24 protein-coding genes and 1 pseudogene are annotated in these 25,991 nt (G+C 71.7%); 17 read left to right on the forward strand and 8 right to left on the reverse strand.

Translation table 11 applies throughout. The annotated features are described in order from the left end of the window. Positions 1-43 precede the first annotated feature (43 nt). The gene (locus ACFYQ5_RS16195; RefSeq protein WP_389197946.1) at positions 44-1,357 is read left to right on the forward strand and encodes an NAD(P)/FAD-dependent oxidoreductase; all 1,314 of its coding nucleotides are present in this window, start codon (positions 44-46) and stop codon (positions 1,355-1,357) included. A gap of 7 nt (positions 1,358-1,364) precedes the next feature. On the opposite strand, the gene ACFYQ5_RS16200 is transcribed toward ACFYQ5_RS16195, so the two are convergent. Further along, the gene (locus tag ACFYQ5_RS16200) at positions 1,365-2,993 is read right to left on the reverse strand and encodes a regulator (protein ID WP_389197947.1); all 1,629 of its coding nucleotides are present in this window, start codon (positions 2,991-2,993) and stop codon (positions 1,365-1,367) included. A 315-nt stretch (positions 2,994-3,308) separates the two neighbouring features. Here ACFYQ5_RS16200 and lipB point away from each other — a divergent pair, with 315 nt between their 5' ends. From lipB to ACFYQ5_RS16220, 4 genes are all read left to right on the forward strand, one after another. Continuing rightward, entirely contained in the window at positions 3,309-4,130 is an 822-nt protein-coding gene (gene lipB, locus ACFYQ5_RS16205) for a lipoyl(octanoyl) transferase LipB (RefSeq protein ID WP_389197948.1), read from the forward strand. A gap of 111 nt (positions 4,131-4,241) precedes the next feature. After that, entirely contained in the window at positions 4,242-5,210 is a 969-nt protein-coding gene (lipA, locus tag ACFYQ5_RS16210) for a lipoyl synthase (RefSeq protein WP_389197949.1), read from the forward strand. Positions 5,211-5,480: 270 nt separating this feature from the next. Further along, positions 5,481-5,681 (forward strand): hypothetical protein, encoded by a 201-nt coding sequence (locus tag ACFYQ5_RS16215; protein ID WP_356707364.1) that lies wholly within the window; start codon positions 5,481-5,483, stop codon positions 5,679-5,681. A gap of 30 nt (positions 5,682-5,711) precedes the next feature. Further along, positions 5,712-6,419 (forward strand): DUF4191 domain-containing protein, encoded by a 708-nt coding sequence (locus tag ACFYQ5_RS16220; RefSeq protein ID WP_389197950.1) that lies wholly within the window; start codon positions 5,712-5,714, stop codon positions 6,417-6,419. A 68-nt stretch (positions 6,420-6,487) separates the two neighbouring features. Here ACFYQ5_RS16220 and ACFYQ5_RS16225 read toward each other — a convergent pair whose 3' ends face one another. Continuing rightward, a complete protein-coding gene (locus ACFYQ5_RS16225) occupies positions 6,488-6,955 on the reverse strand; it encodes an RDD family protein (protein ID WP_389197951.1) in 468 nt (155 codons plus the stop codon). A gap of 222 nt (positions 6,956-7,177) precedes the next feature. Between ACFYQ5_RS16225 and glnA the strand changes: the two genes are divergently transcribed. The 3 genes from glnA to mgtA all read left to right on the forward strand — a co-directional run bounded on the left by glnA (position 7,178) and on the right by mgtA (position 11,780). Further along, complete coding sequence (glnA, locus tag ACFYQ5_RS16230; RefSeq protein WP_389197952.1) at positions 7,178-8,587, forward strand: type I glutamate--ammonia ligase; 1,410 nt, start codon at positions 7,178-7,180, stop codon at positions 8,585-8,587. 231 nt (positions 8,588-8,818) lie between these two features. Beyond that, entirely contained in the window at positions 8,819-9,181 is a 363-nt protein-coding gene (locus ACFYQ5_RS16235; protein WP_389197953.1) for an ArsR/SmtB family transcription factor, read from the forward strand. After that, positions 9,144-11,780 carry a magnesium-translocating P-type ATPase gene (gene mgtA, locus ACFYQ5_RS16240; protein WP_389197954.1) on the forward strand — a complete coding sequence of 879 codons (2,637 nt, stop codon included), beginning with the start codon at positions 9,144-9,146 and terminating at the stop codon, positions 11,778-11,780. Before ACFYQ5_RS16235 ends, mgtA begins: the two co-directional genes overlap by 38 nt. A gap of 70 nt (positions 11,781-11,850) precedes the next feature. On the opposite strand, the gene ACFYQ5_RS16245 is transcribed toward mgtA, so the two are convergent. Continuing rightward, positions 11,851-13,389 carry an LCP family protein gene (locus ACFYQ5_RS16245; protein ID WP_389197955.1) on the reverse strand — a complete coding sequence of 513 codons (1,539 nt, stop codon included), beginning with the start codon at positions 13,387-13,389 and terminating at the stop codon, positions 11,851-11,853. Positions 13,390-13,539: 150 nt separating this feature from the next. Between ACFYQ5_RS16245 and tatA the strand changes: the two genes are divergently transcribed. Beyond that, the gene (gene tatA / locus ACFYQ5_RS16250; protein ID WP_389197956.1) at positions 13,540-13,812 is read left to right on the forward strand and encodes a Sec-independent protein translocase subunit TatA; all 273 of its coding nucleotides are present in this window, start codon (positions 13,540-13,542) and stop codon (positions 13,810-13,812) included. A 95-nt stretch (positions 13,813-13,907) separates the two neighbouring features. Here the strand turns inward: tatA and ACFYQ5_RS16255 are convergent, their stop codons facing one another. Beyond that, complete coding sequence (locus ACFYQ5_RS16255; RefSeq protein ID WP_389197957.1) at positions 13,908-14,315, reverse strand: sec-independent translocase; 408 nt, start codon at positions 14,313-14,315, stop codon at positions 13,908-13,910. A gap of 154 nt (positions 14,316-14,469) precedes the next feature. Here ACFYQ5_RS16255 and ACFYQ5_RS16260 point away from each other — a divergent pair, with 154 nt between their 5' ends. Continuing rightward, positions 14,470-15,045: a TerD family protein gene (locus ACFYQ5_RS16260; protein ID WP_389197958.1), complete on the forward strand. Its 576-nt coding sequence runs from the start codon at positions 14,470-14,472 to the stop codon at positions 15,043-15,045. 111 nt (positions 15,046-15,156) lie between these two features. Then, positions 15,157-15,840, forward strand: coding sequence for a class I SAM-dependent methyltransferase (locus tag ACFYQ5_RS16265; protein ID WP_389197959.1), 684 nt, complete (start codon positions 15,157-15,159; stop codon positions 15,838-15,840). Positions 15,841-15,890: 50 nt separating this feature from the next. On the opposite strand, the gene ACFYQ5_RS16270 is transcribed toward ACFYQ5_RS16265, so the two are convergent. The 4 genes from ACFYQ5_RS16270 to ACFYQ5_RS16285 all read right to left on the reverse strand — a co-directional run bounded on the left by ACFYQ5_RS16270 (position 15,891) and on the right by ACFYQ5_RS16285 (position 19,896). Beyond that, positions 15,891-17,639, reverse strand: coding sequence for a choline/carnitine O-acyltransferase (locus tag ACFYQ5_RS16270; protein ID WP_389197960.1), 1,749 nt, complete (start codon positions 17,637-17,639; stop codon positions 15,891-15,893). A gap of 99 nt (positions 17,640-17,738) precedes the next feature. Beyond that, on the reverse strand, positions 17,739-18,542 hold the full coding sequence (locus ACFYQ5_RS16275; RefSeq protein ID WP_389197961.1) for a class I SAM-dependent methyltransferase: 804 nt from the start codon (positions 18,540-18,542) through the stop codon (positions 17,739-17,741). A 53-nt stretch (positions 18,543-18,595) separates the two neighbouring features. Continuing rightward, positions 18,596-19,465 carry an arpA protein gene (locus tag ACFYQ5_RS16280; RefSeq protein WP_389197962.1) on the reverse strand — a complete coding sequence of 290 codons (870 nt, stop codon included), beginning with the start codon at positions 19,463-19,465 and terminating at the stop codon, positions 18,596-18,598. A gap of 161 nt (positions 19,466-19,626) precedes the next feature. Next, positions 19,627-19,896 (reverse strand): hypothetical protein, encoded by a 270-nt coding sequence (locus ACFYQ5_RS16285; RefSeq protein ID WP_389197963.1) that lies wholly within the window; start codon positions 19,894-19,896, stop codon positions 19,627-19,629. Between the two features lie 119 nt (positions 19,897-20,015). On the opposite strand from ACFYQ5_RS16285, the gene ACFYQ5_RS16290 reads away from it, so the two are divergent. The 6 genes and pseudogenes from ACFYQ5_RS16290 to ACFYQ5_RS16315 all read left to right on the forward strand — a co-directional run bounded on the left by ACFYQ5_RS16290 (position 20,016) and on the right by ACFYQ5_RS16315 (position 25,957). Continuing rightward, on the forward strand, positions 20,016-20,375 hold the full coding sequence (locus ACFYQ5_RS16290) for an arsenate reductase family protein (RefSeq protein WP_389197964.1): 360 nt from the start codon (positions 20,016-20,018) through the stop codon (positions 20,373-20,375). 254 nt (positions 20,376-20,629) lie between these two features. Further along, the gene (glnII, locus tag ACFYQ5_RS16295; RefSeq protein ID WP_389197965.1) at positions 20,630-21,664 is read left to right on the forward strand and encodes a glutamine synthetase; all 1,035 of its coding nucleotides are present in this window, start codon (positions 20,630-20,632) and stop codon (positions 21,662-21,664) included. An 82-nt stretch (positions 21,665-21,746) separates the two neighbouring features. Next, positions 21,747-22,658: a DUF6891 domain-containing protein gene (locus ACFYQ5_RS16300; protein ID WP_389197966.1), complete on the forward strand. Its 912-nt coding sequence runs from the start codon at positions 21,747-21,749 to the stop codon at positions 22,656-22,658. A 316-nt stretch (positions 22,659-22,974) separates the two neighbouring features. After that, complete coding sequence (locus tag ACFYQ5_RS16305) at positions 22,975-23,604, forward strand: winged helix-turn-helix domain-containing protein (RefSeq protein ID WP_389197967.1); 630 nt, start codon at positions 22,975-22,977, stop codon at positions 23,602-23,604. A gap of 134 nt (positions 23,605-23,738) precedes the next feature. Further along, positions 23,739-23,948 (forward strand): annotated as a pseudogene (locus ACFYQ5_RS16310) (histidine kinase); the annotation flags it as partial. Between the two features lie 83 nt (positions 23,949-24,031). Further along, a complete protein-coding gene (locus ACFYQ5_RS16315; RefSeq protein ID WP_389197968.1) occupies positions 24,032-25,957 on the forward strand; it encodes a hypothetical protein in 1,926 nt (641 codons plus the stop codon). Positions 25,958-25,991: the final 34 nt, after the last annotated feature.

The following is a 25,991-nucleotide window of genomic DNA, read 5'->3' on the forward strand; positions in this document are numbered from 1 at the left end:
GGCAATAGCCCCCCACCAGTCGCACCGACTCGGGGAGGGGCACGTGCTCAGGGCACACACAGCAGACCACGCGGATGTGGTCATCATCGGGGCCGGGATCGCCGGCCTTTCGGCGGCCCACCAGCTGATCAGCGCGGGAGTGGGCGTCAGCGTCCTGGAGGCCGCGGCGCACGTCGGCGGCCGGATGGCGACCGACGAGGTGGACGGGTTCCGGCTCGACCATCTGGGGCCGCTGCTCAGTTCGGCGTATCCGGAGCTGAGCACCACCCCGGGGCTCGACGGCCTGGTGCTGCGGGACTTCGCTCCCGGGGTGCTCGTCCACAGCGGGGGACGGCAGTACCGCGCCGGCGACGTACGGAGCGCGCGGGGCGCGCTGCGTGCCGTGCGCTCCCGATCGAGCGCCCCTCGCGCACCCCTGGGCGGAGCCATCGAACAGGCCAGGCTCGGTGCCTGGCTGGCCCGTCTCGCCGCCACTCCGGAGTCCCGGATCCTGGCCCGGCCCGACAGGGCCGCGCTCGACGCACTCTCGGCCCGCGGCCTCTCGCCGCGCGTCGTCGCCGGATTCCTGCGCCCCCTGCTCTCGGCGCTGCTCGGCGACCCCGGGCTCATCACGTCGAGCCGCATGGCCGACCTCACCCTCCGGGATCACGCGCGCGGCCGGCTCTGCGTCCCCTCGGGCGGTTCCGCGACGCTGCCGGAGCTGCTGGCGGCCGCCCTGCCCCCCGGGACCGTGCGCACCGGGGTGCATGTGACGGCCGCCGACATCACCTCCGTACGGACCAAGGAGCACGGTGAGCTCGGCTGCCGGTCGCTCCTGCTGGCCACCGGCGCGGGAGCCGCCGCCGAACTGCTGCCGGGGCTGCGGACTCCGGCGTTCCACCAGGTGACCGTGGTGCACCACACCACGGTCGCGGCACCGCCGACCGGGGGCCGCCTGCTGCTCGACGCGGACCGCTCGGGGCCCGTCGCGCACACCGCCGTGATGAGCGAGGTCGACCCCTCACGCGCCCCGCGCGGCCGGGCCCTGATCACCTCGACGGTGCTCGGCCCGCCGCCGCCGGACCTCGACGGCGAGGTGCGCGCCCATCTCGCCAGGCTGTACGGCACACCCACCCACGACTGGGAACTGCTGGCCGCCCGTCATGACCCGGAGGCCGTCCCGGCCATGCCACCGCCGCACGACCCGCGTCGGCCGGTCCGGCTGCTCGCCGGGCTGTACGTGTGCGGCGACCACCGTGACACCAGCACGGTCCAGGGCGCCCTGCGCTCCGGCAGGCGCGCCGCCTCGGCGATCCTCAGGGACCTGGGGGTGCGCCGGGGGCCGGCGGACGGGACGGAGCTGCCCGCCGCCGCGTAGGCCGGTGTCAGCCGAGCGCGGCGACCCGGTCGCGGTAGCCGCGTACGGCGACGGCGTCCCGGTACGGCTCCAGACGGCGCTCGAAGTCCCGTACGTACTCCGTCGCGCGCACCGACCGCATCTCCGCGGCCTGCTGGGCCGCCTCGGCGCCCAGCAGGCACGCCTGGTCCAGCTCGCCGAGCCCGAGCCGTGCGGAGGCGAGCACCACTCGGCAGAACAGCCTGCTCCGGGCGTACGCCGGTGCGCGCAGCTGGAGCGACCTCTCCGCGTGCTGGGCGGCGGCACGGTACTGCTGCAGATCCCGGTGGCAGTGGCCGAACTCGTCGGCGAGCTGGGCCTCGTCGAAGTAGCGGGCCCAGGGCGGCACGTCGTCCCCTGGCCGGGAGATGCCCAGCGCGCGTTCCGCCCGTACGAGCGCGGCGACGCAGGCCCTGGCCTCGCCGAGGACTCCGTGTCCGCGTGCCTCGACCGCGTGCAGCAGGGCCAGGACGACGGGCGGCGCGGAGGATCCGATGCCCTGCTGGGCGACGCGGGCGAGCTGGACGGCTTCCCTGCCGTGCCCCAGATAGACCGCCTGCCGGCTCATCGTGATCAGGACGAAGGCGCCGTACGCCCGGTCCCCTGCGGCCTGGGCGAGCCGCAGCGCCTGGACGAAATAGCGCTGGGCGAGGCCGTGGGCCCCGATGTCGTACGAGGTCCATCCCGCCAGCCGGGTCAGATCGGCCGCGGCGGAGAACAGCCGGCGGCCCGTCGCCTCGCCGTAGCGCCCCCGGAGCATGGGCTCGGCCTCGTGTTCCAGATACCGGACGAGGGCCTGCCGGGCGTGGCCGCCGCCGTAGGCGTTGTCCAGCGTGCGGAAGAGCTCGCCGACCGAGCGCAGGGCCGCGACGTCGCCGCTGCCGACCCGCTCTCCCGCGCCGCGGTCCGTCTGCCGCTGGCGCGGTACGCCCAGGGGCGGTGCCGCCGGTACGGGCGGACGGGCGGAGCCGGGACCGCGGGGGCCACCGGCCCGTACGCCCTGGACGCCCGCCGCGTGCGTCACACCGGGGGCACCGTGGGTCTGCGGGACGCCGGTCCCGTTGGTCCGGTGCGGCCCCTGCGGCGCCCGGGCGCCGTTGGCCTCGACGGGCGTACGCGGGGCGGGCAGGCCGGTGACGGTATTCGGACGGTTCGGTGGCTCGGCGTGGCCGCCCCATTCGTCGGCCCGCCCGATCAGCCAGTCCCTGCTGGGGACGACCAGTCCGGCGGGCGTGAACGCGATCTTGCGCAGCTCCGCGTGACTTCCGGAGTCCTTGCGCCACAGCCCGCTGACGATGTCGACGGCCTCGGCGGGGGTCGCCGCGAACTCCAGGCCGGCGTAGACGGGCGCGCACGCGTCGAGGCCCAGGTCCTGGGCGGAGAGCCGTCTGCCGAGCCGCCTGGTGAAGACCTCGGCGATCAGCGCGGGGGTGGTGCCCCGGGGCTGTTGTCCGCGCAGCCAGCGGGTCACCGAGGTCTTGTCGTATCGCAGGTCGAGCCCGTGTTCGAGGCCGAGCTGGTCCACCCGGCGGGCCAGGCCCGCGTGGGAGAACCCGGCCTCCGCGATGAGGGCAGCGAGCCGCCGGTTCGGGGTGCGCTGTGGAGGTCGTTCCGACATCAGCTGTAAGGTCTCCTGCCTTCGGCGCCGGGCGGGCAGCCCTTACGGGCTCCCCCACGAGTGGGAGCGGGCGAGCCCGTTATGGAACGGCGCGAACTTAACCGCCCCGGCGGTGGCGCCGACGCCCTTCGCTCCACGTTCATCCGATCGTGTGAGGATTGTCGGATCACTGACGGGAAGCGCCCTGCCCGTAACCTGCCCGACTCCGTGTTCCGGGGCGGTCGTACAGTGGCTCAGGGCGCACATCAGTGCATGGTGACGTGGCTCCGGGGACACCCCCCGGCCCTCCGGCACCGCGAGTAGGGAGGCACCCGAGTGAGTGAGCTGCGGTTCGTCCGTCTTGGCTTCGGCGAGGAAGCGGTCGACTACCAGGAGGCCTGGCAGAAGCAGCGCGAGGTGCATGCCGCCCGGTTCGAGGACACCGTCCCCGACACCTGCCTGCTCCTCGAGCACCCGCCCGTCTACACGGCGGGGCGGCGCACCACGGAGAGCGAACGCCCTCTGGACGGCACCCCCGTCATCGACGTCGACCGGGGCGGGAAGATCACCTGGCACGGTCCGGGACAGCTCGTCGGCTACCCCATCCTGAAGCTCCCCCGCCCGGTGGACGTGGTCGCGCATGTCCGCCGCCTCGAGGACGCCTTGATCCGCACGGCCGCGGAGTTCGGTGTGCAGACCAGCCGGGTCGAGGGCCGCAGCGGCGTCTGGGTCCTCGGCGACCCGGTCGAGGACCGCCCGGCGCTCGGCGGACTCTCCCTGGACTTCGACCCCCGGCTGCACGACGAGGAGTTCGACCCCCGGCTGAACGGTCCCGAGTACGCGCCGTCCAACGCGGGCCAGCGCCGCGAGGACCGCAAGCTCGCGGCGATCGGCATCCGCGTCGCCAAGGGCGTGACCATGCACGGCTTCGCGCTGAACGTGAACCCGGACAACACGTGGTTCGACCGGATCGTGCCGTGCGGGATCCGGGACGCGGGCGTGACCTCGCTCTCGTACGAGACGGGCCGCGAGATCACGATCTCCGAGGTCCTCCCGGTCGCCGAGAAGCACCTGAGTGACGTCCTGGAGAACGCGGAGCCGGCGCCCCGCGTCGTCACTCCGAAGGAGCCGGCTGTGGGGCCTGCCGTCCAGGCCTAGGGAATAGGCCCTGTCGGCCACAGGTTGGCCAGACGCAAGACCGTTCTAACCACGGGCGTACCCTGGTGTTCGCCGAAGAATCCAATGCAGCGAAAGCAAAGGGGTGCCGGAGTGTCCGGTGTCGCACCCGACGGGCGCAAGATGCTGCGCCTGGAGGTCCGAAACAGCCAGACCCCCATCGAGCGCAAGCCCGAGTGGATCAAAACCCGGGCGAAGATGGGCCCCGAGTACACGAAGATGCAGGCGCTCGTCAAGGGCGAGGGACTGCACACCGTGTGCCAGGAGGCCGGCTGTCCGAACATCTACGAATGCTGGGAAGACCGCGAGGCGACGTTCCTCATCGGCGGCGACCAGTGCACCCGGCGCTGCGACTTCTGCCAGATCGACACGGGGAAGCCGCAGGCGCTGGACCGTGACGAGCCCCGCCGCGTGGGCGAGTCCGTCGTGACGATGGACCTGAACTACGCCACGATCACCGGCGTCGCGCGCGACGACCTGGACGACGGCGGAGCCTGGCTGTACGCGGAGACCGTGCGCCAGATCCACGCCCTGACCGCGGACCGGGAGGGCGGCGCCACGAAGGTGGAGCTGCTCATCCCCGACTTCAACGCGGAGCCGGAACAGCTCGCCGAGGTCTTCTCCTCGCGCCCCCAGGTGCTCGCGCACAACGTCGAGACGGTGCCGCGGATCTTCAAGCGGATCCGGCCCGGCTTCCGTTACGAGCGCTCCCTGGAGGTCATCACACGGGCCCGCGAGGCCGGCCTGGTGACGAAGTCCAACCTGATCCTCGGCATGGGCGAGACCCGCGAGGAGGTCAGCGAGGCGCTCCAGGACCTGCACGACGCGGGTTGCGAGCTCATCACGATTACGCAGTACCTCCGGCCCTCCGCACGGCACCACCCGGTCGAGCGCTGGGTGAAGCCGCAGGAGTTCGTGGAGCTGAAGGACGAGGCCGACGCGATCGGTTACTCCGGCGTCATGTCGGGGCCGCTGGTGCGTTCCTCGTACCGCGCGGGACGCCTCTTCCAGCAGGCGATGGAACGGCGCGGCGCGACCGCCGCGACGGCGTCCGCCGTGTGAATCGGCGCACAAGACATTACTGAGCGGTATCGGCCTCGACGACGCGGCCCGTACGTCCCCCGCAGGTCGGGGGCCCGTATGGGCTGCGTCGGCGTGCGGGGCGCCGGAATCAGAGTTTCATTGGTGTTTGACCGACCGGTCATGCACTGGTAACACCGAGCAGTGACCCTAGGTACATGAGCGGTGGCTTCCGCAGCCGCCGCCGTCATTGCTTCCCGCTACCCAGTGCGCGCCGGGCGCGCGCATCCGCTCCGAGGGGGAACACCCACGATGCACGCCGCACCGGTACGAGCCAACGCCATCCCGACCGTCACCACCGCGCTCCGCGCGGTCGAGTCGCTGCTCATGAGCGGCGGCCAGCGCACCGCCCGCCGCAACGCCTGGACGGCGGTCCTGGAGGACCGCCGCAGGGCCCAGGACCGGGTCGAGGCGGAGCATGTGCTGAAGGCTGTGGCCGACCACCGTTCCTAGGTCACTCCCGCGCCACGTAAACTTCGGTACATGGCGAGGAAGGCAAACACTGAAGGCGCGGACAGCGCCGAGAACGCGGGGCGGCTCAAGCAGATCGCCCTGACCTACAAGATGACCAGGCGGTCGGACCCCAAGGTGGGTCTTGTCGTCGCGGGTGTGGGAATCGTCACCTTCGGTGTCCTCCTCGCCATCGGCTTCCTGATCGGTCACCCCATCTACGCGGGCATCCTGGGCTTCGTCCTGGCCTTCCTCGCGATGGCGATCATCTTCGGGCGGCGTGCCGAGCGTGCGGCCTTCGGCCAGATGGAGGGCCAGCCCGGCGCCGCGGCGGCGGTGCTGGACCGGGTGGGCCGCGGATGGACCACGACCCCGGCCGTCGCGATGAACCGCAGCCAGGACGTCGTCCACCGGGCGGTCGGCAAGGCCGGCATCGTCCTGGTGGCGGAGGGCAACCCGAACCGGGTGAAGAGCCTGCTGGCGGCCGAGAAGAAGCGGATGGCCCGCATCGTCATCGACGTACCGGTGCACGACATCATCGTCGGCGACGGCGAGGGCCAGGTGCCGCTGAAGAAGGTGCGTACCACGATGCTGAAGCTCCCCCGGGTCCTGACCGGCCCGCAGGTGACCGCGGCCAACGACCGGCTCCGGGCGATGGGCGACCTGATGAGCAACATGCCGCTGCCGAAGGGCCCGATGCCGAAGGGCATGCGGATGCCGCGCGGCGGAAAGATGCGCTGACCGAGCACATACGAGGAGCGGCCCCGGACGAGCACGTCGTCCGGGGCCGCTCTCTCTTCCCGTACGCCTCAGATACGGACCTGGACGGCGCGGGCCAGCCGGTCGTGGAGGCCGCGGCTGTCGCGGTCCCAGACGATGGCCGGGATCACCAGGAGGAGCAGCACGCTCCGTACGACGACCCGCACGGCACCGAGCCTGCCACCGTCCTCGCCGATGACCCGCAGGCCGAGAATCCGCTTGCCCGGGGTGGAACCGACGGTTCCGAGCGTCAGCAGGCTCATGACGAGGAAGACGCCGAGCGCCCAGTTCCCGGCCGCCTGCTGGTCACCGCGAGCGAGCAGCCCGTATGCGATCAGCATGCACAGGGCCCAGTCGATGAAGAGGGCCCCGAAGCGCCGGCCGAGCGGGGCCACGGACCCCGGGCCTTCCTGGGGCAGACCGAGGCGCTCGCCCCGGTAACCGAAGTCGGCGCCCATCTCCTCGGCCGCCGCGCGCGGCCCCGAGAGCCACGATCCGATTGCTTGCCTGTTGTCCACCCGTCCACGGTACTGCGCCCCTGTTTGCGCCCGGTCGGGCGGGGCACCGAACATGTCGCCGAGGTGCCGCCCGCAACCGGGCTGGTTAACTTGAGCGAAACAAATGGGTCATGCTGGAGAAATCCCGTCTGCCTATGGTCGGGTCCAGCGTGTGCCACCGCACTGGCCACACAGACGAGCTGCAACCCCGCCCTTTCCCGGGTCGGGAGTAGGAGGAGTTGGATGTTCCAGAACGCCGACGAAGTCCAGAAGTACATCGCCGACAACGACGTCAAGTTCATCGACGTCCGGTTCTGCGACCTGCCGGGTGTGATGCAGCACTTCACGATTCCGGCAGCGAGCTTCGACCCGGCCGAGGAACTGGCTTTCGACGGATCCTCGATCCGCGGATTCCAGGCCATCCACGAGTCCGACATGGCGCTCCGCGCGGACCTGTCGACGGCCCGGGTGGACCCGTTCCGCCGCGACAAGACGGTGAACGTCAACTTCTTCATCCACGACCCGATCACCGGCGAGCAGTACAGCCGTGACCCGCGGAACGTGGCCAAGAAGGCCGAGGCCTACCTCGCGTCGACCGGCGTCGCCGACACCGCGTACTTCGGTCCCGAGGCGGAGTTCTACGTCTTCGACAACGTCCGCTTCCAGACGTCGGCGAACGAGAGCTTCTACCACATCGACTCCGAGGCCGGCGCCTGGAACACCGGTGCCACCGAGAACAACCGGGGTTACAAGGTCCGCTACAAGGGCGGCTACTTCCCGACCCCGCCGGTCGACCACTTCGCCGACCTGCGTGCCGAGATCTCCCTGGAGCTGGACAAGAACGGCCTCCAGGTCGAGCGCCAGCACCACGAGGTCGGCACCGCCGGCCAGGCCGAGATCAACTACAAGTTCAACACGCTGCTCGCCGCGGCCGACGACCTGATGCTCTTCAAGTACATCGTGAAGAACGTCGCCTGGCGCAACGGCAAGACCGCGACCTTCATGCCCAAGCCGATCTTCGGTGACAACGGCTCCGGCATGCACGTGCACCAGTCGCTGTGGCAGGGCGGCACGCCGCTCTTCTACGACGAGCAGGGTTACGCCGGCCTGTCGGACATGGCGCGCTACTACATCGGCGGCATCCTGAAGCACGCCCCGTCGCTGCTGGCCTTCACCAACCCGACGGTGAACTCCTACCACCGTCTGGTCCCCGGCTTCGAGGCCCCGGTCAACATGGTGTACTCGCAGCGCAACCGCTCGGCCGCGATGCGCATCCCGATCACGGGCTCCAACCCGAAGGCCAAGCGCGTCGAGTTCCGCGCACCCGACCCGTCCTCGAACCCGTACCTGGCGTTCTCGGCCCTGCTGATGGCCGGCCTGGACGGCGTCAAGAACAAGATCGAGCCGCCGGAGCCGATCGACAAGGACCTCTACGAGCTGGCCCCCGAGGAGCACGCCAGCGTCCAGCAGGTCCCCACCTCGCTCCCGGCGGTCCTCGACGCGCTGGAGCAGGACCACGAGTACCTCCAGGCCGGCGGCGTCTTCACGCCGGACCTGATCGAGACGTGGATCGACTACAAGCGCACCCACGAGATCGCCCCGATCCAGCTCCGCCCGCACCCGCACGAGTTCGAGCTGTACTTCGACCTCTAGGCCGCAGGTTCGTAGGGCCGGCCACCTCCCGGCTGACCCGGCCCCGCACTTCCGCCGAATGGCTCCGCCTCCCACCGGAGGGCGGAGCCATTCGGCGGTTCGGCACCGCCCACCGGCTTCCTGCCGGCCGTCTCCCCGGGCGGCTCCGGAGCGGCGGATCCGGCTTCGGCACGGCACCTACACTGAGATCCTTCGGGTCCGACAGCGCGGCCCAGGCCGGACGGGAGAGCGATGGTGGCAGCAGGGAACTCCGACGATCCGCACGATCCGCCCGCAGAGGTGCTGGCGGACGCGGCTGCGGCGTTCGGGCTGCTGGCGTCGCCACCGCGCCTGCACATCGTGTGGGCCCTGGCCGAGGGTGAGAGCGATGTGAGCGGGCTCGCCCAGCGCGTGGGCGGAGCCCTGCCCGCGGTGAGCCAGCATCTGACGAAGCTGAAGCTCGCCGGCCTCGTACGCTCCCGGCGGGAGGGACGTCGGCAGGTCTATTTCGTCGACGACGCCGATGTGGTGACCGTGGTACGGCTGATGATCGGCCAGCTGACCACCCGTGCCGCGCATGCTTCGGCCCCCCGCCTCCGTGACCTCGGTGCCTGAGACCCGAACGGCAGGAAGTACCGGTCCTGCGGGCCCCGGCGCGGAGTGGCCGCCGCGGCCGGTGCCCGAACTCACCTCCCTCCAGGTACTGCGGCGTCTGGACAGCGGACCCCGCGGGCTCGTCGAGGCGGAGGCCGGGGAGCGGCTCGCCCGGTTCGGCGAGAACGCGGTTCCCGCGTGGCGCACGGCCTCCTGGCCCCGCCGCCTCGTGGGAAGCCTGCGGGATCCGTTCACCGTGGTGCTGCTGTGTCTGGGACTGGTGTCGGCCACGGTGGCGGCCTGGGGCACCGCGAGTGTGATCCTCTCCCTGGTGGTGGTCAGCTGCGTGCTGCGCGCGGGCGGGGAGCGCCGGGCCGACCGGTCCGTGGCCGCGCTGCGGAAGCTGGTGGCGACCACGGCGACCGTGCTGCGGCGCACGGCCGCGGACGGGGCGCCCCGGTCACGGGAGATCCCGGTCGACGAGCTGGTGCCGGGTGATGTGATCCGTCTCGGACCCGGTGACCTGGTCCCCGCCGATGTGCGGCTCCTGCGCGCGAGCGGCCTCACGGTGCACCAGGCACCGCTGACGGGCGAGTCGGCGCCGGTGGCCAAGTACCCCGTCGACGCGCCGGAGCCGCTGGGCGGGCCGTTCGACCAGCCGCAGTTGTGCTTCCAGGGCAGCAGCGTGGCATCGGGCAGCGGTACCGCGGTCGTCGTCTCGACCGGGGCACACACGCGTTTCGCCGCCACCCAGAGCGGCCCGGGGCAGCGCGCGGCCAGTGCGTTCGACCGGTCGGTCCACGGGATCTCCTGGGTCCTCATCCGCTTCATGCTGCTGACCCCGCCACTGGTGCTCATGGCCAACGCGGCACTGCGGGGCCGGGGCTTCGAGACGCTGCCCTTCGCGGTGGCGGTCGCCGTCGGACTCACCCCGGAGATGCTGCCGGTCATCGTCACCACCGCCCTGGCCCGTGGGGCGGCCCGCCTCGCCCGTGACCACAGGGTGATCGTCAAGCGGCTCCCCGCGCTGCACGATCTCGGCGCGGTCGACGTGCTGTGCCTCGACAAGACGGGCACCCTCACCCAGGACCGGCCGGTCCTGCACCACGCGCTGGACGTGCGGGGCCGTCCGGACCGCGAGGTGCTGCACTGGGCCGGCGTCAACGCCTGGTGGACGCTCCAGCTCGCCGACCTGCCCGTCCCGGACGCCCTGGACGAGGCGATCCTGGACGCCGTCGAGGAGGACGAGCCGCTGGGGTACGAAGGCGTGGCCGCGCTGCCCTTCGATCCGGTGCGCCGCCTCTCCACCGCGGTGGTACGCCGCCCAGGCCGCCTCGGTCTTCACACGATGGTCGTCAAGGGCGCCGCGGAGGACGTACTCGAGCGCTGCGCGCTCACCGGGGACGAGCGGGCCCGGCTGCTCGAGCTCGCCGCGCGGGAGGCGCGGAGCGGCCTGAGGCTCCTCGCGGTCGCCACCGCCGAGCGGCACGCCCGGAACCGCGACTACACCCCGGCCGACGAGCGCGGCCTCACCCTCGTCGGCTTCGTCGCCCTGCGCGACGCTCTCGCTCCGACCGCGGCGGCCGCTCTGGAGGTCTTCGCGGACCGGGGCGTCACCGTGAAGGTCCTCACGGGTGACCACCCGGGCACAGCGGCCCGCGCCTGCACGGATCTCGGGCTCGACCCCGGCGTCGTCCTCTCCGCCGACGCCATCGAGGGCGTCACGGACGACGAGCTCGCGGACCTCGCCCGCCGCGCCACCGTCTTCGCGCGCTGCGCTCCCGAGCACAAGGCCCGGATCATCTCCGTGCTGCGCGCCGACGGGCACACCACGGGATTCCTGGGAGACGGCGTCAACGACCTGCCCGCGCTCCACGCGGCCGATGTCGGTATCTGTCCGCGTGACGCCGTGGACGTCGCGCGCGAGAGCGCCGATGTGGTCCTGGCCGAGAAGGACCTCACGGCCATCGCCCACGCGATCACCTCCGGCCGGCACAGCAGCGTGAACATCGCCACCTATCTGCGCATCACGCTCTCCTCCAACCTCGGCAACGTGATCGCGATGCTCGTGACCGGTCTGATGCTGCCCTTCCTGCCGATGCTCCCGGCACAGATCCTGGTCCAGAACCTGTGCTTCGACGCCGCTCAGCTCGCCTTCGCCTTCGACCGGCTCCACCCCGCCGCGCTCCGCCGGCCGACGGTGCTGCAGCCCCGCAACTTCCTCCGCTTCATCACGGGCTTCGGGCTGCTGGGAGCCGCCGCCGACCTGGCCACCTTCGGCGTCCTCGCACTCGCCCTGCACGACGCCGCCGCCTCCGATGAGGCCGCCTTCCACTCCGGGTGGTTCACCGAGAACCTGCTCACCCAGGCCCTGGTGATGCTGCTGCTGCGCACCGGCCGCCGCGTCGTCTGCGGCGGTACCGCGAGCCCGGTCCGGTGGGCCGCCGCAGGCCTGGCCGTCATCGGCATCCTGCTGCCGCTCTCCCCGCTCGGGCCGCCGCTGGGCATGACCGCGCTGCCGCCTCTGTACTACCCGCTGCTCGCCGCGGTCCTCGCGCTGTACACGGTGGCGCTGGTGGTGGCCCGGTCCCGTGACGACAGGCCCGGCCCCGCACGCTAGCGTCGGGCGCCGCCCCCGCGCCGGCCCACCGGCACCTCGGGGGCCGTCGGTGCGCGGTGCGGTGCCCGGATCATCCGTACGAGAGCCCGGCGCAGAGGTCCTCGTCCGCGGCGCGGGCACCCTCGGCGACCTCGGCCGGCACCTCGGAGGGAGCCGGGGAGGCCGCCGCGGACCCCTCACCGGACGGATCGCCGGGCGCCCGGTCCGCGTAGGACTGCCCGAGCACGACGTCCAGGCCGCCGGTGGTGGAGCGGAGTTCGCCGGTGCCGAGGAGCCGGGCGAGGGTCTCGGCCTCGTCCTTCCGGCCGGGGCCGTACTCGATCACCGTGGTGCGGTGGTCCTGGCTGCTCGCCGTCGCCGTGCCGGTGACGGTGACGCCTGCCGCTTCCAGGGTGGCCGCCGCGCGGGCGGCGAGTCCGGTGACCTGGGTACCGTTGTGGACGGTGACGGAGATGCCCTCACCCGAGACCTGCTCGTCGGCGTCCGGCGAAGGGCCGGAGTCCTTCTCCTCCCCGTCGTTCCCGCCGCCGGCGTCCTGGCCGTCGAGGGTGCGGTCCGCCTTCAGCGCTGCCCACAGCGCCCCGGCGTCCGGCTCGACGACCGCGACGCGCGCGCCCTCGTACCGCCAGGGGATGGTGACGAACCTGGTGTCGTGCAGGTCGATGTCCTTCAGCGACATGGCGAAGGAGACCAGTTTGTCGGCCGACCCGAGGCCGGGGTCGACGGTCATGGACGTCGTCGCCGCGTCCGCGAGCGGCAGCAGTCTCGTGGGGGTGAGCCCGTCGCTCTTCACCTTCTTGAGCAGACTGCCGACGAAGGCCTGCTGCCGTTTGATGCGGCCTATGTCGGAGCCGTCGCCTATGCCGTGCCGGATGCGTACGTAGTCCAGGGCCTTCTGGCCGGAGACCGTCTGCACCCCTTGGGCGAAGAGGCGCTTGCCACGCGTGGAGCGGCCCGGATCCAGGTCCTTCTGGTAGATGTCCTGCGGCACACACACCTCCACGCCGCCGACGACCTCCGTCAGTTCCGAGAAGCCCTTGAAGTCGACGACCACGGTGTGGTCGACGCGCAGGCCGGTGAGGTTCTCGACGGTGTTCTGGGTGCAGGCGGGGTTGCCCTCCGCCGAACGGCCCACGGTGTACGCCTCGTTGAACATGGCCTGATGCCTGGTTCCGGTCCAGCTGCCGTCGGGCAGCTTGCACGGGGGGATGTCGAGCAGGGTGTCACGGGGGATGGACACCGCGACCGCGTGCCGGCGGTCGGCGTAGACATGCAGCAGGAACGCGGTGTCGGAACGGCCGATGTCGTTCTTGTCACCGCCGCCCAGTTCGCTGTTCCCGGCGGTCCTGGCGTCCGAACCGATCACCAGGACGTTCTGCCCGCCGGAGGCGGCAGCGGGCCGGTCGTCGGAGATCCCGTCCGCTCCGAAGGTGTCGATGTTGCCGCTGAGCTTGAGATACGCCCAGCCCGCACCGGCCGTCACGAGCACGAGCAGCGACACCGCCGTGGTGAGGACGATCCGTATCCGGGTGCGCCCGGGCCGCCGGCGGGAGGCTGTGGCCCTCGTGCCACGCCGGGGAGTCGCTGCCGCCCGGTGGCTGCCTGTCATCTGTACACCCTCATTCGTCCGGCTCCGGCGGAGGGGACGACTGAACCCGCCCCAAGCTTGTACAGTTGCGCAATCTAGCAATCTTTGGTGCGTGCGTCGCGCCCCCGTGGCACGCACACCGGCACCGACGAGAGAAAGGACGGGGTGGCAATGCTCCGCAACGGACTGGAACCCTGGCACCTGTTGGTCCTGGCGATCGTGGTCATCGTGGTGTTCGGATCGAAGAAACTGCCGGACTCCGCCCGCGCACTGGGCCAGTCCCTCCGGATCCTCAAGAGCGAGACGAAGGCCATGAAGGAGGACGGCGCGACGCCCGGCCCCGCACCCGACGGTCCGGACACACCCAGGGCCGCACGGACGGCCCCCGGCGACACACCCCGGACCCACCCGCCCGCCCCGGAGAGCGACACCCCGGGGCGGTGAACGCGCGCCCCGGCGGGGACGTCAGGGGCTGGCCGCGTCGAGCAGCGCCGGGGAGCCGCCGGGCAACGCCCGCGCGGCTCCACCGGCGTCGCGGGTCAGGTGGCGTCGGGGTCGACCGGCGGGCGCCCGACCGCCGCCCCGCCCCCGTCCTTCCGCGGGGAGACCGGCTCCGCGTCGGCCGCGTCCCGCACGGCGTCCACGGCCTCGTTCAGTTCCGGCCGCGGGTCCAGGGCGTCGCGGACCCCGTCGAGCCCCAGGCCGTCACCGTCCAGCACGTGCTTGCGCACGAACGCCCGCGGGTCCAGGTCCTCGAACTCGAAGTCCTCGAACTCCGGGCCCAGTCCGGTCCGTACCTCCTGTTTCGCGCTCTCGGAGAACTCCCGGAACTTCCTGATGAACGCGGACACGGTCCTGATCGCCTCCGGCAGCTTGTCGGGGCCGAACAGGACGAGGGCGAGGATCACCAGCGTGACCAGTTCCAGTACACCCACATCGGCGAACACGCCACCACCTCCCGGGTCGTCGTGGGCCTGCGTACCGCCAGGACCCCACGGCCTTCACCAATAGTTTCAAAGTTGCGCAATTGATGGAACCATAAGGGGCACTCCGGCGTTGGACCGGATGACGACGCAGACCAGAAGCAATGGAGGAACACCCGTGGGAGTCAGCCTGTCCAAGGGCGACAACGTCTCGCTCAGCAAGGAGGCCCCTGGCCTCACCGCCGTGACGGTCGGGCTCGGCTGGGACGTGCGCACCACCACCGGCGCCGATCACGACCTCGACGCCAGCGCCCTGATGTGCACCGCAGCCGGCAAGGTCGTCTCCGACCTGCACTTCGTCTTCTACAACAACCTGACCAGCCCTGATGGTTCGGTCCAGCACACCGGCGACAACCTCACCGGCGAGGGCGAGGGCGACGACGAGTCCATCAACGTGGAGCTGGCGTCCGTGCCCGCCGGGGTCGCGAAGATCGTCTTCCCGGTCTCCATCCATGACGCCCCCGCGCGTGGGCAGAGTTTCGGCCAGGTCCGCAACGCCTTCATCCGGGTGATCAACCGGTCGGACAACGCCGAGCTGGCCCGCTACGACCTGAGCGAGGACGCCTCGACGGAGACCGCCATGGTCTTCGGCGAGCTCTACCGTCACGGCGGCGAGTGGAAGTTCCGCGCGGTGGGCCAGGGCTACGCCTCCGGCCTGGCCGGCATCGCCGCCGACTTCGGCGTCAACATCTGACGCCGGCTGGGGGCGGCCGGGACGCCGTTCCGCCGCGGGCGAAAGGCCGGGACCGGCTCGGTGCGCCGGGCGGACGATGGGGTGACGACTCATCGAGGATCGGACCGACACATGGCGACGGAAGCGGCGTACGACGGCATCGCGGACTGGTACGAGGAGGACTTCCTCGGCGGTCCTGCGGCCCGGACCACCGACGGCAATCCGCTCGCCCTCGGCGTTCTCCTCGATGAGCTCCTCGGCGCGGGCGGCGGCGCCACGTGCCTGGAACTCGGATGCGGCACCGGGGTCCACGCCGCACGGCTGCGCGCGCTCGGCTGGGAGCCGGTCGGCATGGACCTTTCGGGCGGGATGCTGAAACACGCACGGGGCCGCCTTCCGGTCGCTCAGGCTGATGCCGCGCGACTTCCGGTCGCCGACGGGTCGTCGCCCGCCGTCGTCGCCGTGATGGTGCACACCGACGTGCCCGACTACCCGGCGGTGCTCCGCGAGGCAGCCCGGGTACTCCGCCCGGGCGGGGTGTTCGTCCACATCGGCGTCCACCCCTGCTTCTGCGGTGGGTTCGCCGACCGCGCCGACGCCGAGGCGGTCGTGGTACGTCCCGGCTACCGCGACGCCGGCTGGACCAGGGAGTCGTGGACGGACCGGGGCCTGCGCGACAAGGTCGGGGCGCGCCATCTCCCGCTGCCCGACCTGCTCCACGGCTTCCTCGACGCGGGGCTGACGCCCGAGCGGTTCTCCGAGCACGGAGCCCCCACGCCGGTCGTCATGGCCGTGAGGGCGCGCAAGGCCGGATGAGCCGGGGCGGAGGGGTGGCCCGCCGGCCTCCCCCTCCCCCGTGCCTCGGGTCAGTCCGTCTGCAGTTCGCGCAGTTCGGTGACCGCCTCGCGGAGGTGCTCCGCGAACGCGTGCATCGGGCCTGCCACCGTGAGCGGGGTGCTCAGATAGACGTTGAAGCGGTCCGGCAGCAGGACGTAGGCGACGCCGATGCAACGGCTGCTCGTGGAGCCGAAGCCGAAGTACTGGATGTTCTCGGACGGCGCCGAGCTCGTGCTCAGGTAGTCGTCCCGCATGGTGAGCCAGCCCGGGGAGCGGTACAGGGCGGGCTGTTCATGGATGCCGAGCTCGTCGCCGCGGCGACGCTGGATCAGTTCCAGTTCCCAGAGGTGCTGCTCGGGAGCCTCGCCCGCCTGGCATTCCTTCGCCCGCGCCACATGGGCCCCGGCGGCGGCCCGGAACGCGGCGCGGCGGGTCTCGCGGTCGGCCGTGGGATCACCCATCGCCGCGACGAAGGCGGCCATCTCGGGGGTGACGACGCGCATCGCCTCGGTGCGGCCGTGGCGGTACTGGCGGGTGGCGATCGACTCGTACGTCGCTCCCAGGTGGCCCTTGGCGCGCTGGTGGGCCAGCTGGTAGGCGGCCTGGACGAAGGCGTCCGGGGACACTCCGAGCGCCTTGGCGGCCGTGCTGCCGAAGTCGCCGAACGACACGGTGCGGGTCGCGGTGTCGTGCCCGTACGCGGCGAACGCCTCGGCTGCGGAGCGCACCTGGGACCGCAGGGACGCGTCCAGTTCGAACGTCAGGTGCTGCGGCACCGGCTCGCCCTGGGAGCGCGCGCCGGACCGGCGGGAGTGCTCGTCCGGCTCGGTGCCGAGCAGGGCGTCGGTGAAGCTGAGGATGGTCGTCCCGTCCAGCTCGCAGTGCTCGACGTTGATGCCGGCCCGGCCGTCCGCGAAGACGACGAAGGAGACGGCCTTGTCGAACCAGCGGTTGCCGCGGTCTCCGTGCAGCAGCTCGTCGCAGGCGGTCTGGGTGTCCTCGGGCGCGAAGTCCTCCAGGCACACGCAGAAGAGGGCGGTCTCGATGTCGTCCAGTGTCCGGGCGTTGCCGGGACGGCCGGCGAGGAGCGACTGCCGGGCGTCCGCCCATTCCGCGCGCGCCATGGTGGTGAGGTGGCCGGCCCGGTCCTCCTCGGCCGTGTGGACGTCGACCTCGGTGACGGCGCGCAGCCCGGCCTCGATCTCGTCGAGGCTGTGCGGGACGCCGTCGGGGCCGAGCACGTCCAGCCGGAACATCGTGCCCCGGTGGAAGACCACGATGTGCCGGGCCGCCGACGGCCCGGGCGCCTGCTCGCTGTACGGGGCGCGCACACGGTCCAGCGGTACGCCGGGAACGCGGGTCGTGGAGAAGAGGTACGCGTTCTGCACCATCGACTGGGGTACGCCGCGCTGCTCCACCGGCGCGATGAGCCCTTCGTCGAGCTGCCGCTTGTAGTGCAGCGCCCCCGCGACGAGCCCGGCCGCCCGGCCGAGCTGCCCCTGGCCGGTGTCCTGGAACAGGAAGAAGAAGTTGGCGTTGAGCGCGATGCGGTCCCGGCGGCCGAGATAGCGGTACGGCCAGAACGTGTCGAGCCAGCTGTGCACGCCCTCCGTCGCGTCGTACTCCTCCAGCGCGGCGTGCAGGGTACGGCCGGGGCCGCCGGGCCGCAGGAAGGCGGTGACCTCGGCTTCCGTCGCTGCCCGCTCCTCGGCGGTCAGCAGTGGGGCGCACCAGGCGAGGAACCTCTCGCAGCTCGCCTCGAGCGTGGGCAGCGGCACGCGCGGAAGGCTTCCTTCACGGGCGAAGGTCGCGCCGGCTGCTGCTTCCTGGCTGACGTTCAATGCGGCTCTCTTCTCGGTGAGTGGGGGTGGAGTGGTCTACCGGTGCTGCTGCGGCCTGGAGAGGTAGAGCTGAGCGTAGAGCCAGCCGTCCTCCTCCAGCCCGCTCGCGTCCACATCGGCCGCGGCCAGGCTGTCGAGGACGCCTCGCTGTTCCTCCGGGCCCGCGAACCGCCGCTGCTTGAAGACCCCGTCGGCCCGGACCGTCCGGTAGCCCAGTCCGTCCAGGGCGTCCTCGACGGGTTCGAAGGGGAACATCCGCAGCACGAAGTGCGCCATCCAGGGGAGGCGGCCGTCCTGCGCGTGGACGACGCGGGTGAGGGTGCGCTCGGTGACGTAGCCGATGCAGCCCGTCGAGATCACCAGGTCCGTCCCGGTGAGACGGTCCCGCTGCGCGGGGGTGGGGTCGTTCGTCTCGAGGTCGGCGTTGACGGTGTCGTCGACGAATCCCGCGGCGTGCGCGTAGGCCAGGGCGTTGGCGGACACGTCCAGGCCGGTGAAACGCAGGGGGCGCGCGGGGCGTCGGGAGAGGTCTCGGTCCCGGTCCAGCAGCGCGGCGCGGGAGTCGGGGCCGCTGCCGTCGTAGCGGTCGTACAGCTCGTCCATCGTGATGTCGTGCTTGAGCAGAGCGGCGTTGACCCCGTACGAACAGCCGATGTCCAGCACTCGGGGGACGGCCACCCGTTCGGTCTCCCGGTACTCCCTGAGGATCTTGTCGAAGCAGGGTTTGGCGAGTTGGGGGACGCAGTATCCGAGCGGGCGCAGCACCTGGAAGTAGGTGCGGGGGTCGGGCGCGGTGTAGATGTGGTCCAGCGAGACTTTTCCGGACGCGTCGAGACGCAAGGGCTTCTCCTCGGTGGGGCGCGTGGCAGTGCCTGGGACCGTTCGCCGTCGTCTCAGTCCAGCAGTCGATCGCCCCGTACGGCCCGGCCTTCCGCGGCCAGGTGCTCGGGGAGTACACGGCCGAAGAGCTGGCGGGTACGCGCCACGCTCCCGATGACTCCGGGGCGCTCGCTGTAGGCGAAGATCGCGCTGTGGCGTGCGCGGTCGCCCCGGACGGGGCTGACCCGGTGCAGCGAGTAGCGGCCCTTGAACAGTTGCAGGTCGCCCGGGCGCAGGGGCAGGCGCTCCGGATTCCGTGCGCCGCTGCCGTCCAGGACGTCCCGTACGTCGTCGAAGCGCTCGTCGGTGGCGGACCTGATGTTCGGGCAGTACTCGAAGGAGCCGCCCTCCTGCGCCTCCTGGGTCAGCATGCTGACCGTGTACTCGTTGGTGTCGAAGTGCCAGGGGTGTTCCATGCCCGGCCGTACGACGTTGAGCACGAGCCCGGAGAGGGGGTCGGCGAGCTCGTACAGGTGCGGCAGCCCGAAGCAGTCGGCGACGAGGCGCTGGAAGGACTCGTGGGCGTAGAGCCTGCCGATGAGGGAGTCCCCGGGAATGCGGTCGCGGGCGACGAACGCGTTGCCGCGCTCGAAGGTGCGCCGGCCGGGGTGGTGTTCGGGCAGGTCCGCGTCCACGTCGGTGTTGTAGACGTTGACCGTCTCGACGTCGAAGTACGCCTGCGGGGCGAGGGCGGCGCACTCCTCTCGCAGGACCTCGTGGTGCGAGGGCCGGACGAAGTCCCGCAGTACGGTGCAGCCCGCTTCGGCCAGTTCGCGCCTCGCCCGCGTCACCACGGCGCGGGCTTCGGTACTTTCGGGGGCCGACAAGGGGTAGCGGTCCGTGTCGACCACCTGGTCGAGCGTGATGGCTTGCAGAGTGCTCATTCGACCCTCTCCACTCCCACGTCGGTAACTCAACTGATGAGTAACAGAGTTGAAGTTCCCACAGCCCCCGTCACGTTGTCTGTGACACGTCGCACTTCCTGACGCCCGGGCGGCCGGAACACACCTGCGCCCCCGGTCTCCCGGGGGCGCAGGCGGGCGGGTCAGCGGCCGTAGCGGATCAGGGCACGGACCATGCGGCAGGTGGTGTCGGACGGCGGGTGGATGGCCAGGCGGTCCGCCGCGGCGCGGATCCGGGCGTTGTCGGCGCTCGACGGCTGGTACACACCGGCGTCGAGCAGGGCGATCGTCAGGCGCATGGCCTTCAGGCGGCGATTGTGCGAGACATACCACTCGCGGGGCCTGCCCGCGGGCAGGCGCTTCTTCCGCAGGGGCTTGTGGAGCGGCTCGGTCATGGCTGTGGCAACGGCCATCGACTACCTCCTGGCACAGTGGTGGAACCCTCACGAACTCCCTCTATTTTACTGCCCACCACTGACAATCACCCCTGGCCAGAGGCCTTTTCGAGGATCCCTCCCGTATCCTGGGCCCCATGGAGATCTGGATCAATCCCGCCTGTTCCAAATGCCGGAGCGCGGTGAGTCTGCTCGACGCGGAGGGCGCCGACTACACCGTGCGCCGCTACCTCGAGGACGTGCCGTCACCCGAGGAGATCAGGGCCGTGCTCGACCGCCTCGGGCTGGAGCCGTGGGACATCACCCGGACCCAGGAGGCGGAGGCCGTGGAGCTCGGGATCAAGGAGTGGGCGAAGGACGCCGCTTCGCGCGAGCGGTGGATCACGGCGCTGGCCGGACACCCGAAGCTGATCCAGCGCCCGATCATCACCGCGCAGGACGGGTCGGCCGTGGTGGCGCGGACGGACGAGGCGGTACGGGACGCGCTGGGACGGTGAGCGGCGAGGTGCCCGCCCTCTGCGAAGGACGACGGACGACGGATTGTGGACGCCCGGCACTGTGACCGCTCCCGCCCGGGGCCGACCGTATCCAGTTCGCCGCAGGCTGAGACGCCTCCCGGCGGCGTGGGCCAGCTCTCCGACACCGCCGGGAAACCTCGGTAACACCGGGTTCACATTCGGGCAACGGCCGGGAAATCGCATCTTGCCAAGCTGCGCACCATAGACCGCAGCACCCGCAAAGGATGGCGTCCGTGACGTTCAAGGCTGAGTACATCTGGATCGACGGCACCGAGCCGACCGCCAAGCTCCGTTCCAAGACGAAGATAATGACCGGAAGCCCCGCGCAGGGCGTTGCGGATCTGCCCATCTGGGGCTTCGACGGTTCGAGCACCAACCAGGCCGAGGGCCACGCCTCCGACCGGGTGCTGAAGCCTGTCTTCGCGTGTCCGGACCCGATCCGCGGCGGGGACGACATCCTCGTGCTGTGCGAGGTCTTCCACATCGACATGACTCCGCACGAGTCCAACACCCGCGCCACGCTGCGTCCGGTCGCCGAGCAGTTCGCGGGCCAGGAGCCGATCTTCGGCATCGAGCAGGAGTACACCTTCTTCGACGGGCACCGTCCGCTCGGCTTCCCCGAGGGTGGCTTCCCGGCCGCGCAGGGCGGCTACTACTGCGGTGTGGGCTCGGACGAGATCTTCGGCCGTGACATCGTCGAGAAGCACCTCGACAACTGCCTGAAGGCGGGCCTGGCCATCTCCGGCATCAACGCAGAGGTCATGCCCGGCCAGTGGGAGTTCCAGGTCGGACCGGTCTCGCCGCTGGAGGTCTCCGACCACCTGTGGATCGCGCGCTGGCTGCTGTACCGCACCGCCGAGGACTTCAACGTCTCCGCGACGCTGGACCCGAAGCCGGTCAAGGGCGACTGGAACGGCGCGGGCGCGCACACCAACTTCTCCACGAAGGCGATGCGCGAGGGCTACGAGGCGATCATCACCGCGGCCGAGTCGCTCGGTGAGGGCTCGAAGCCGATGGACCACGTCAAGAACTACGGCGCGGGCATCGACGACCGTCTGACCGGCCTGCACGAGACCGCCCCGTGGAACGAGTACAGCTACGGCGTCTCCAACCGCGGCGCCTCGGTCCGTATCCCGTGGCAGGTCGAGCAGGACCAGAAGGGCTACATCGAGGACCGTCGCCCGAACGCCAACGTCGACCCGTACGTCGTCACGCGGCTGATCGTCGACACCTGCTGCACCGCGCTGGAGAAGGCCGGCCAGGTCTGATCCGCACCGCACCGACAGCGAGGGCGCCCACCGACCGCGGTGGGCGCCCTCGCTGTCGGTGCGGTGTGCCAGGGTTCGGTCCATGCTCGACATCACGGTGGAGACCGAGAACCAGCAGACTCACGCACGCATCACCGAACAGGCCCTGCGCGCCCTGGTGCACCGGATCGGCGGGGAGCGTGACCGCTTCCTGGTGGTGCAGCGTCTTCCCGACCTGCCGGGCTTCTTCGTGCAGACGTGGCACGAGGCGGGCGGGAGCTACCGGCTGGAGTGCCGCGCCGGGGACACCGCGAGTCATGTCCGGGTGGATCTCGATACACCGGCCCGGGTGGCCGAGGTGATGGCCCGCTGGGGGCGCCAGGAGCCTGACTGGGACGCCGGGATCGGCTGGGAGAGCGCCGGTATGCCTTCGGAGGAGGAGGTGCCCGATCCGGCCCCGGAGATACGCGAGCAGTTGGAGGAGCGGATCCGGCTGTCGCTGCGCGGCGGATACGGCACCGTGAAGTCGCTGACCGAGACCGCCGAGGACTATCTGGTCAAGGACGGCGTCCGGCCGGTCACCATGGCGCAGGCGCGCAAGCTCGTGGAGCGGCTGTGGCTGGAGCGGGTGGCGGAGCAGGCACGGTGGACCGATGTGACCGGAGCGGACCGCGTCGAGCGGGCCTTCGCCGCGTTGGAGGAGCGCGGGATCACCGCGCGGGAGGACTTCACCTGCTGCCGCTCCTGCGGGACGGGTGAGATCCACGCGGAAGGGAGCGCGGACGCCCGCGGTTTCGTCTTCTTCCACACGCAGGGCACGGACGCCGTCGCCGAAGGGCACGGACTCTCGCTGTACTACGGGGGCTTCGACGGCTCGGCAGGGACCACCGCGGCGGTGGGCCGTGAGGTCGCCGACGCGCTGGGCGAGGCCGGGCTCCCTGTGGAGTGGGACGGCTCACCGGACACGTCGATCCTGGTGCCCCTCACGGACTGGCGCAAGCGCCTCGTGGGCTGAGGACCCGCCAGGAATGGAGTGGCAGGTGAGGAAGGTAACCCCGCGGGACCGTATCGACGGGTGAGAGGGCCCTCCTGCGCAGCCGCAATCTCTGCTTCAATGGGGACATGGCCAGCTTCCAGTACACCGCGTCGGGTCGCAGCGACCTCGAGCCGTTCTGGCCCTCCCGTCAGCACCATGACTTCGACCGGGTGTGTTGCCGCGCGTGGAACGCGCAGGCCCTCTAAAGCCGCCTCATCCCGGCCTTTGGCCCGCGCGCACGACGTACGTCCTCGATCACTTCTCGACGACTCCTCGCGCGAAAGAGCTGACCCTCATGGCGAACACCCGTACCTTCTCCACCGCGTCCGCCGCCACCGCGGCGTCCGTGGTGCCCGCTGCGGCCACCACCACCGCTCGCACCACCCCGCCCCCGAACCGCCCCCGACTGCGTGCCGTCGACCGTGACGAGGTCGTCGATCTCACCGATGTGGCCGGCTTCCTGCCGCCGGGCGCCACCTGGCTGCCCGCGCCCCAGCACACACTGCCGGCGCTGCCTGGCCGGCCGCCGATGGTCGGCTACCTGGTGCTCGTGCCCGCCGACCAGCAGCCCGTTCCGGCCGGGACCGTCCTCTCCGACCGGCACCAGGAGTTCGTACCGGCGCCGGAGGCCGACCCCGCGGCGGGCGGGCCCGTACAGATCGACTCCTCCCGGCGCACCGCCGCCGTGGACGGCGTCACCCTCGACCTCACCTACCTCGAGTTCGAGCTGCTGGCGCACCTGGTGGCGCACCCGCACCGGGTGCACACCCGCGATCAGCTGGTGACGACGGTCTGGGGCTACGGGCATGTGGGCGACGGGCGCACCGTCGACGTCCATGTGGCCCGGCTGCGACGCAAGCTGGGCGCCGAGTACCGCCGGTCGATCCAGACCGTGCGGCGCGTGGGCTACAAGTACGCGCCCTGACCGCTCCGCTCGTACACGAGGCCCCGGGAGCTCTTGGGTTCTAACGGTCCTCGCAACACCCGCGATCTGTGGGAGTTGCGAGGACCGTGGCCGTTGGACGCGATGATGTTTCGGGGTCGAGGGAGCGTTTCCTTGCGCGGCTGGATAGCGTGGGCATGAACCTCGGCACCGTCGAGGCGCTGATCGAGAAAAACCCGGCGCGGGCGAAGAAGCTTCTGGCGATGGCCCGTGCGTCCTCCGCGGAGGCCCTCACCGAACTGCGTGACCTCCACCCGCCGGTGCGCGTCCGAGGTGACCGTGGAAACCGTGCGGGTGCAGTCCGCGCGAGCGGATTCGCCTGTCCCGGCTCGCGCGGCGGAACCGCGCGACCCGCCCGGGAGCGTGCGCGCCGGGGTGACCATCGCACCATTCGCTCGTTCAGCTGAACATGTCCCCACTGCGAGCAGTACCGTTGCCCGCCGGCCACCCGTACACGGAGCAGGTCGTCGGGAAGCGGGTCGAGGCCGTGCCCGCCGAGCACTACGCCCGGCTGGCGCGGATCGCGTATCTCGTGCTGGCACCCTCGCTCGGCCGCAACCGCCGGGTGCTGTCCGCCCACTGGCTGGCACAGCGGGCCCTGGCCGGCGGGCAGGGCGCCGACCCGGGGTGCGCCTACGCGAACGTACGGCTCCGGGTGCTGCGTTCCGCACTGGACGCGGGGCTCCCCCTCGTGCGGTTCGCCCGGCCTCGGCGGGCGCAGTTACCGCCGTTGGTGCCGCAGGTGTGGGGGCTGCGCCTGTTTCCGCACTCCCACGGCGCGGAGGGGCTGGCTCTGGAGCAGGCCCTGGCCGGGGTGTCGGGGGCCTGCCGGGCCGCGCATGTGCTGCGCGGGCTCGAAGGGCTCGACGATGCCGAGGTGTGCCGGGTCCTCGACGCGGCGGGCGTCGCCGACTCCCGGGCGGCGCTGCTGGAGGCCGACGCGCTCACCGCGCCTCATTCCCTGCTGGCCTCACCGGAGTTCGACCCGTGCTCGCTGCAGGTCAGGCCGGCCGATCCGGTCCGCCGCAGGCGGCGCGGGCGCAGTCTCCTGGCCGCCGTCGGCGCACTGCTGGTGTGCGGGACGCTCATGCTGATGCCGGGTGACGGCCTGGGCGGTCCGACCATCGCCTCCGCGCCGCTCCACACACGCCGCGGCACCGACCAGCAGTCCCTGGATCCTGCCGCGTTGCACCGTGTGCCGGACGGGCTCTGGCAGGGATCCACCCGCAGGGACTTCACCGTCTGGCCCACGCGCGGCGACCGGAGAGGTGACACCCGCCTGCTGCGCCGCGCCCTCACCGCGTGGGCCCGGCCCGGACCCGCGGTGGCCGTGTCGGCGACGCCCGGGACGCCCGACGGGCCGCCGATGGGACCGCCGCAGCTGCTGTACGCGGGCGAGGTCGGTGCGGCGACCGTGGTGCTGTTCCACGACGGCCTGCGGGTGGTGCGCTACGCCGAGCCGCGCGACGCCGATCCGTCGAGGGGCGCCGCGCTGGACTTCAGCCGGGTGGACGGCGCGGACGAGGTGGCGGCGAGCGCGCTGGTGGTGGAGCGCCGCGTCGGCCGGATCCGCTATCTGACCGCGCCCTGGGTGCGGGAGGCCGGCCTGCGGGACCTTCTCGCACCGCACGCGTCGGCCCGGCCGTTACCGCGCGACCGTTACGGGGTGACGGACCCGTTCACGGGGCCGGGGGCCGCGGCGGGGGGCCGGGCGGACTGCCGTTCCTGGCCGGCCCTGCAGTTGCGGGACGGCACCGCTGTGCGCCTGATGACGGATCTCGGTGAGCTCACTCCCGTACGCCTCACCTCCGGTGCGCCGTCCGCTCCGCACGACGTGTCGGGGCGGGCCGAGCGGGAGAGCTGGGCGCGGACCGCGTGTCTGCTGCCGACGATGCGGTCCAGCGGTGTGCGGTCGGTGAACTCCTGGACGTACGCGACGCAGCCGCTGCCCGACGGGAGCGGCTCGGCACAGTGGGTGTGCACCAGGGCGGAGACCTGGCGGGGTACCGGGAGCCGGGTGCTCGCCCAGTTCCAGGCCCCGTCCGCGCAGCCGCCGGGGAGCGGACCTCCGGGGGTGGTGGCGGCACATGCCGAGGACTCACCGGCGTGCGGGGCGCGCTCACCCCGGGTACTGGCCGGTGTGCTGTGGAAGTCGGACGGCGGGCGGTGGTACGTACTGGCGGCGGGCTCACGGCAGTTCACGTCGCTGACCGCGTCCGGAGGTGTGAAGGGCCGGGCCGCCGGGCGGCTGCTGGCCCTTCCGGCCAGGAAGGGTGACCGGCCACGGCTCGACGGGCTGCTGACGGACGGCAGCCGGGCGGGCGCCCTGCACTGAGGCCGGGGAGGGACGGGCAGGAGAGGACCACTCG

Origin of the sequence: Streptomyces sp. NPDC005794 (assembly GCF_042871445.1) — a bacterium.
Lineage (GTDB): Bacteria > Actinomycetota > Actinomycetes > Streptomycetales > Streptomycetaceae > Streptomyces.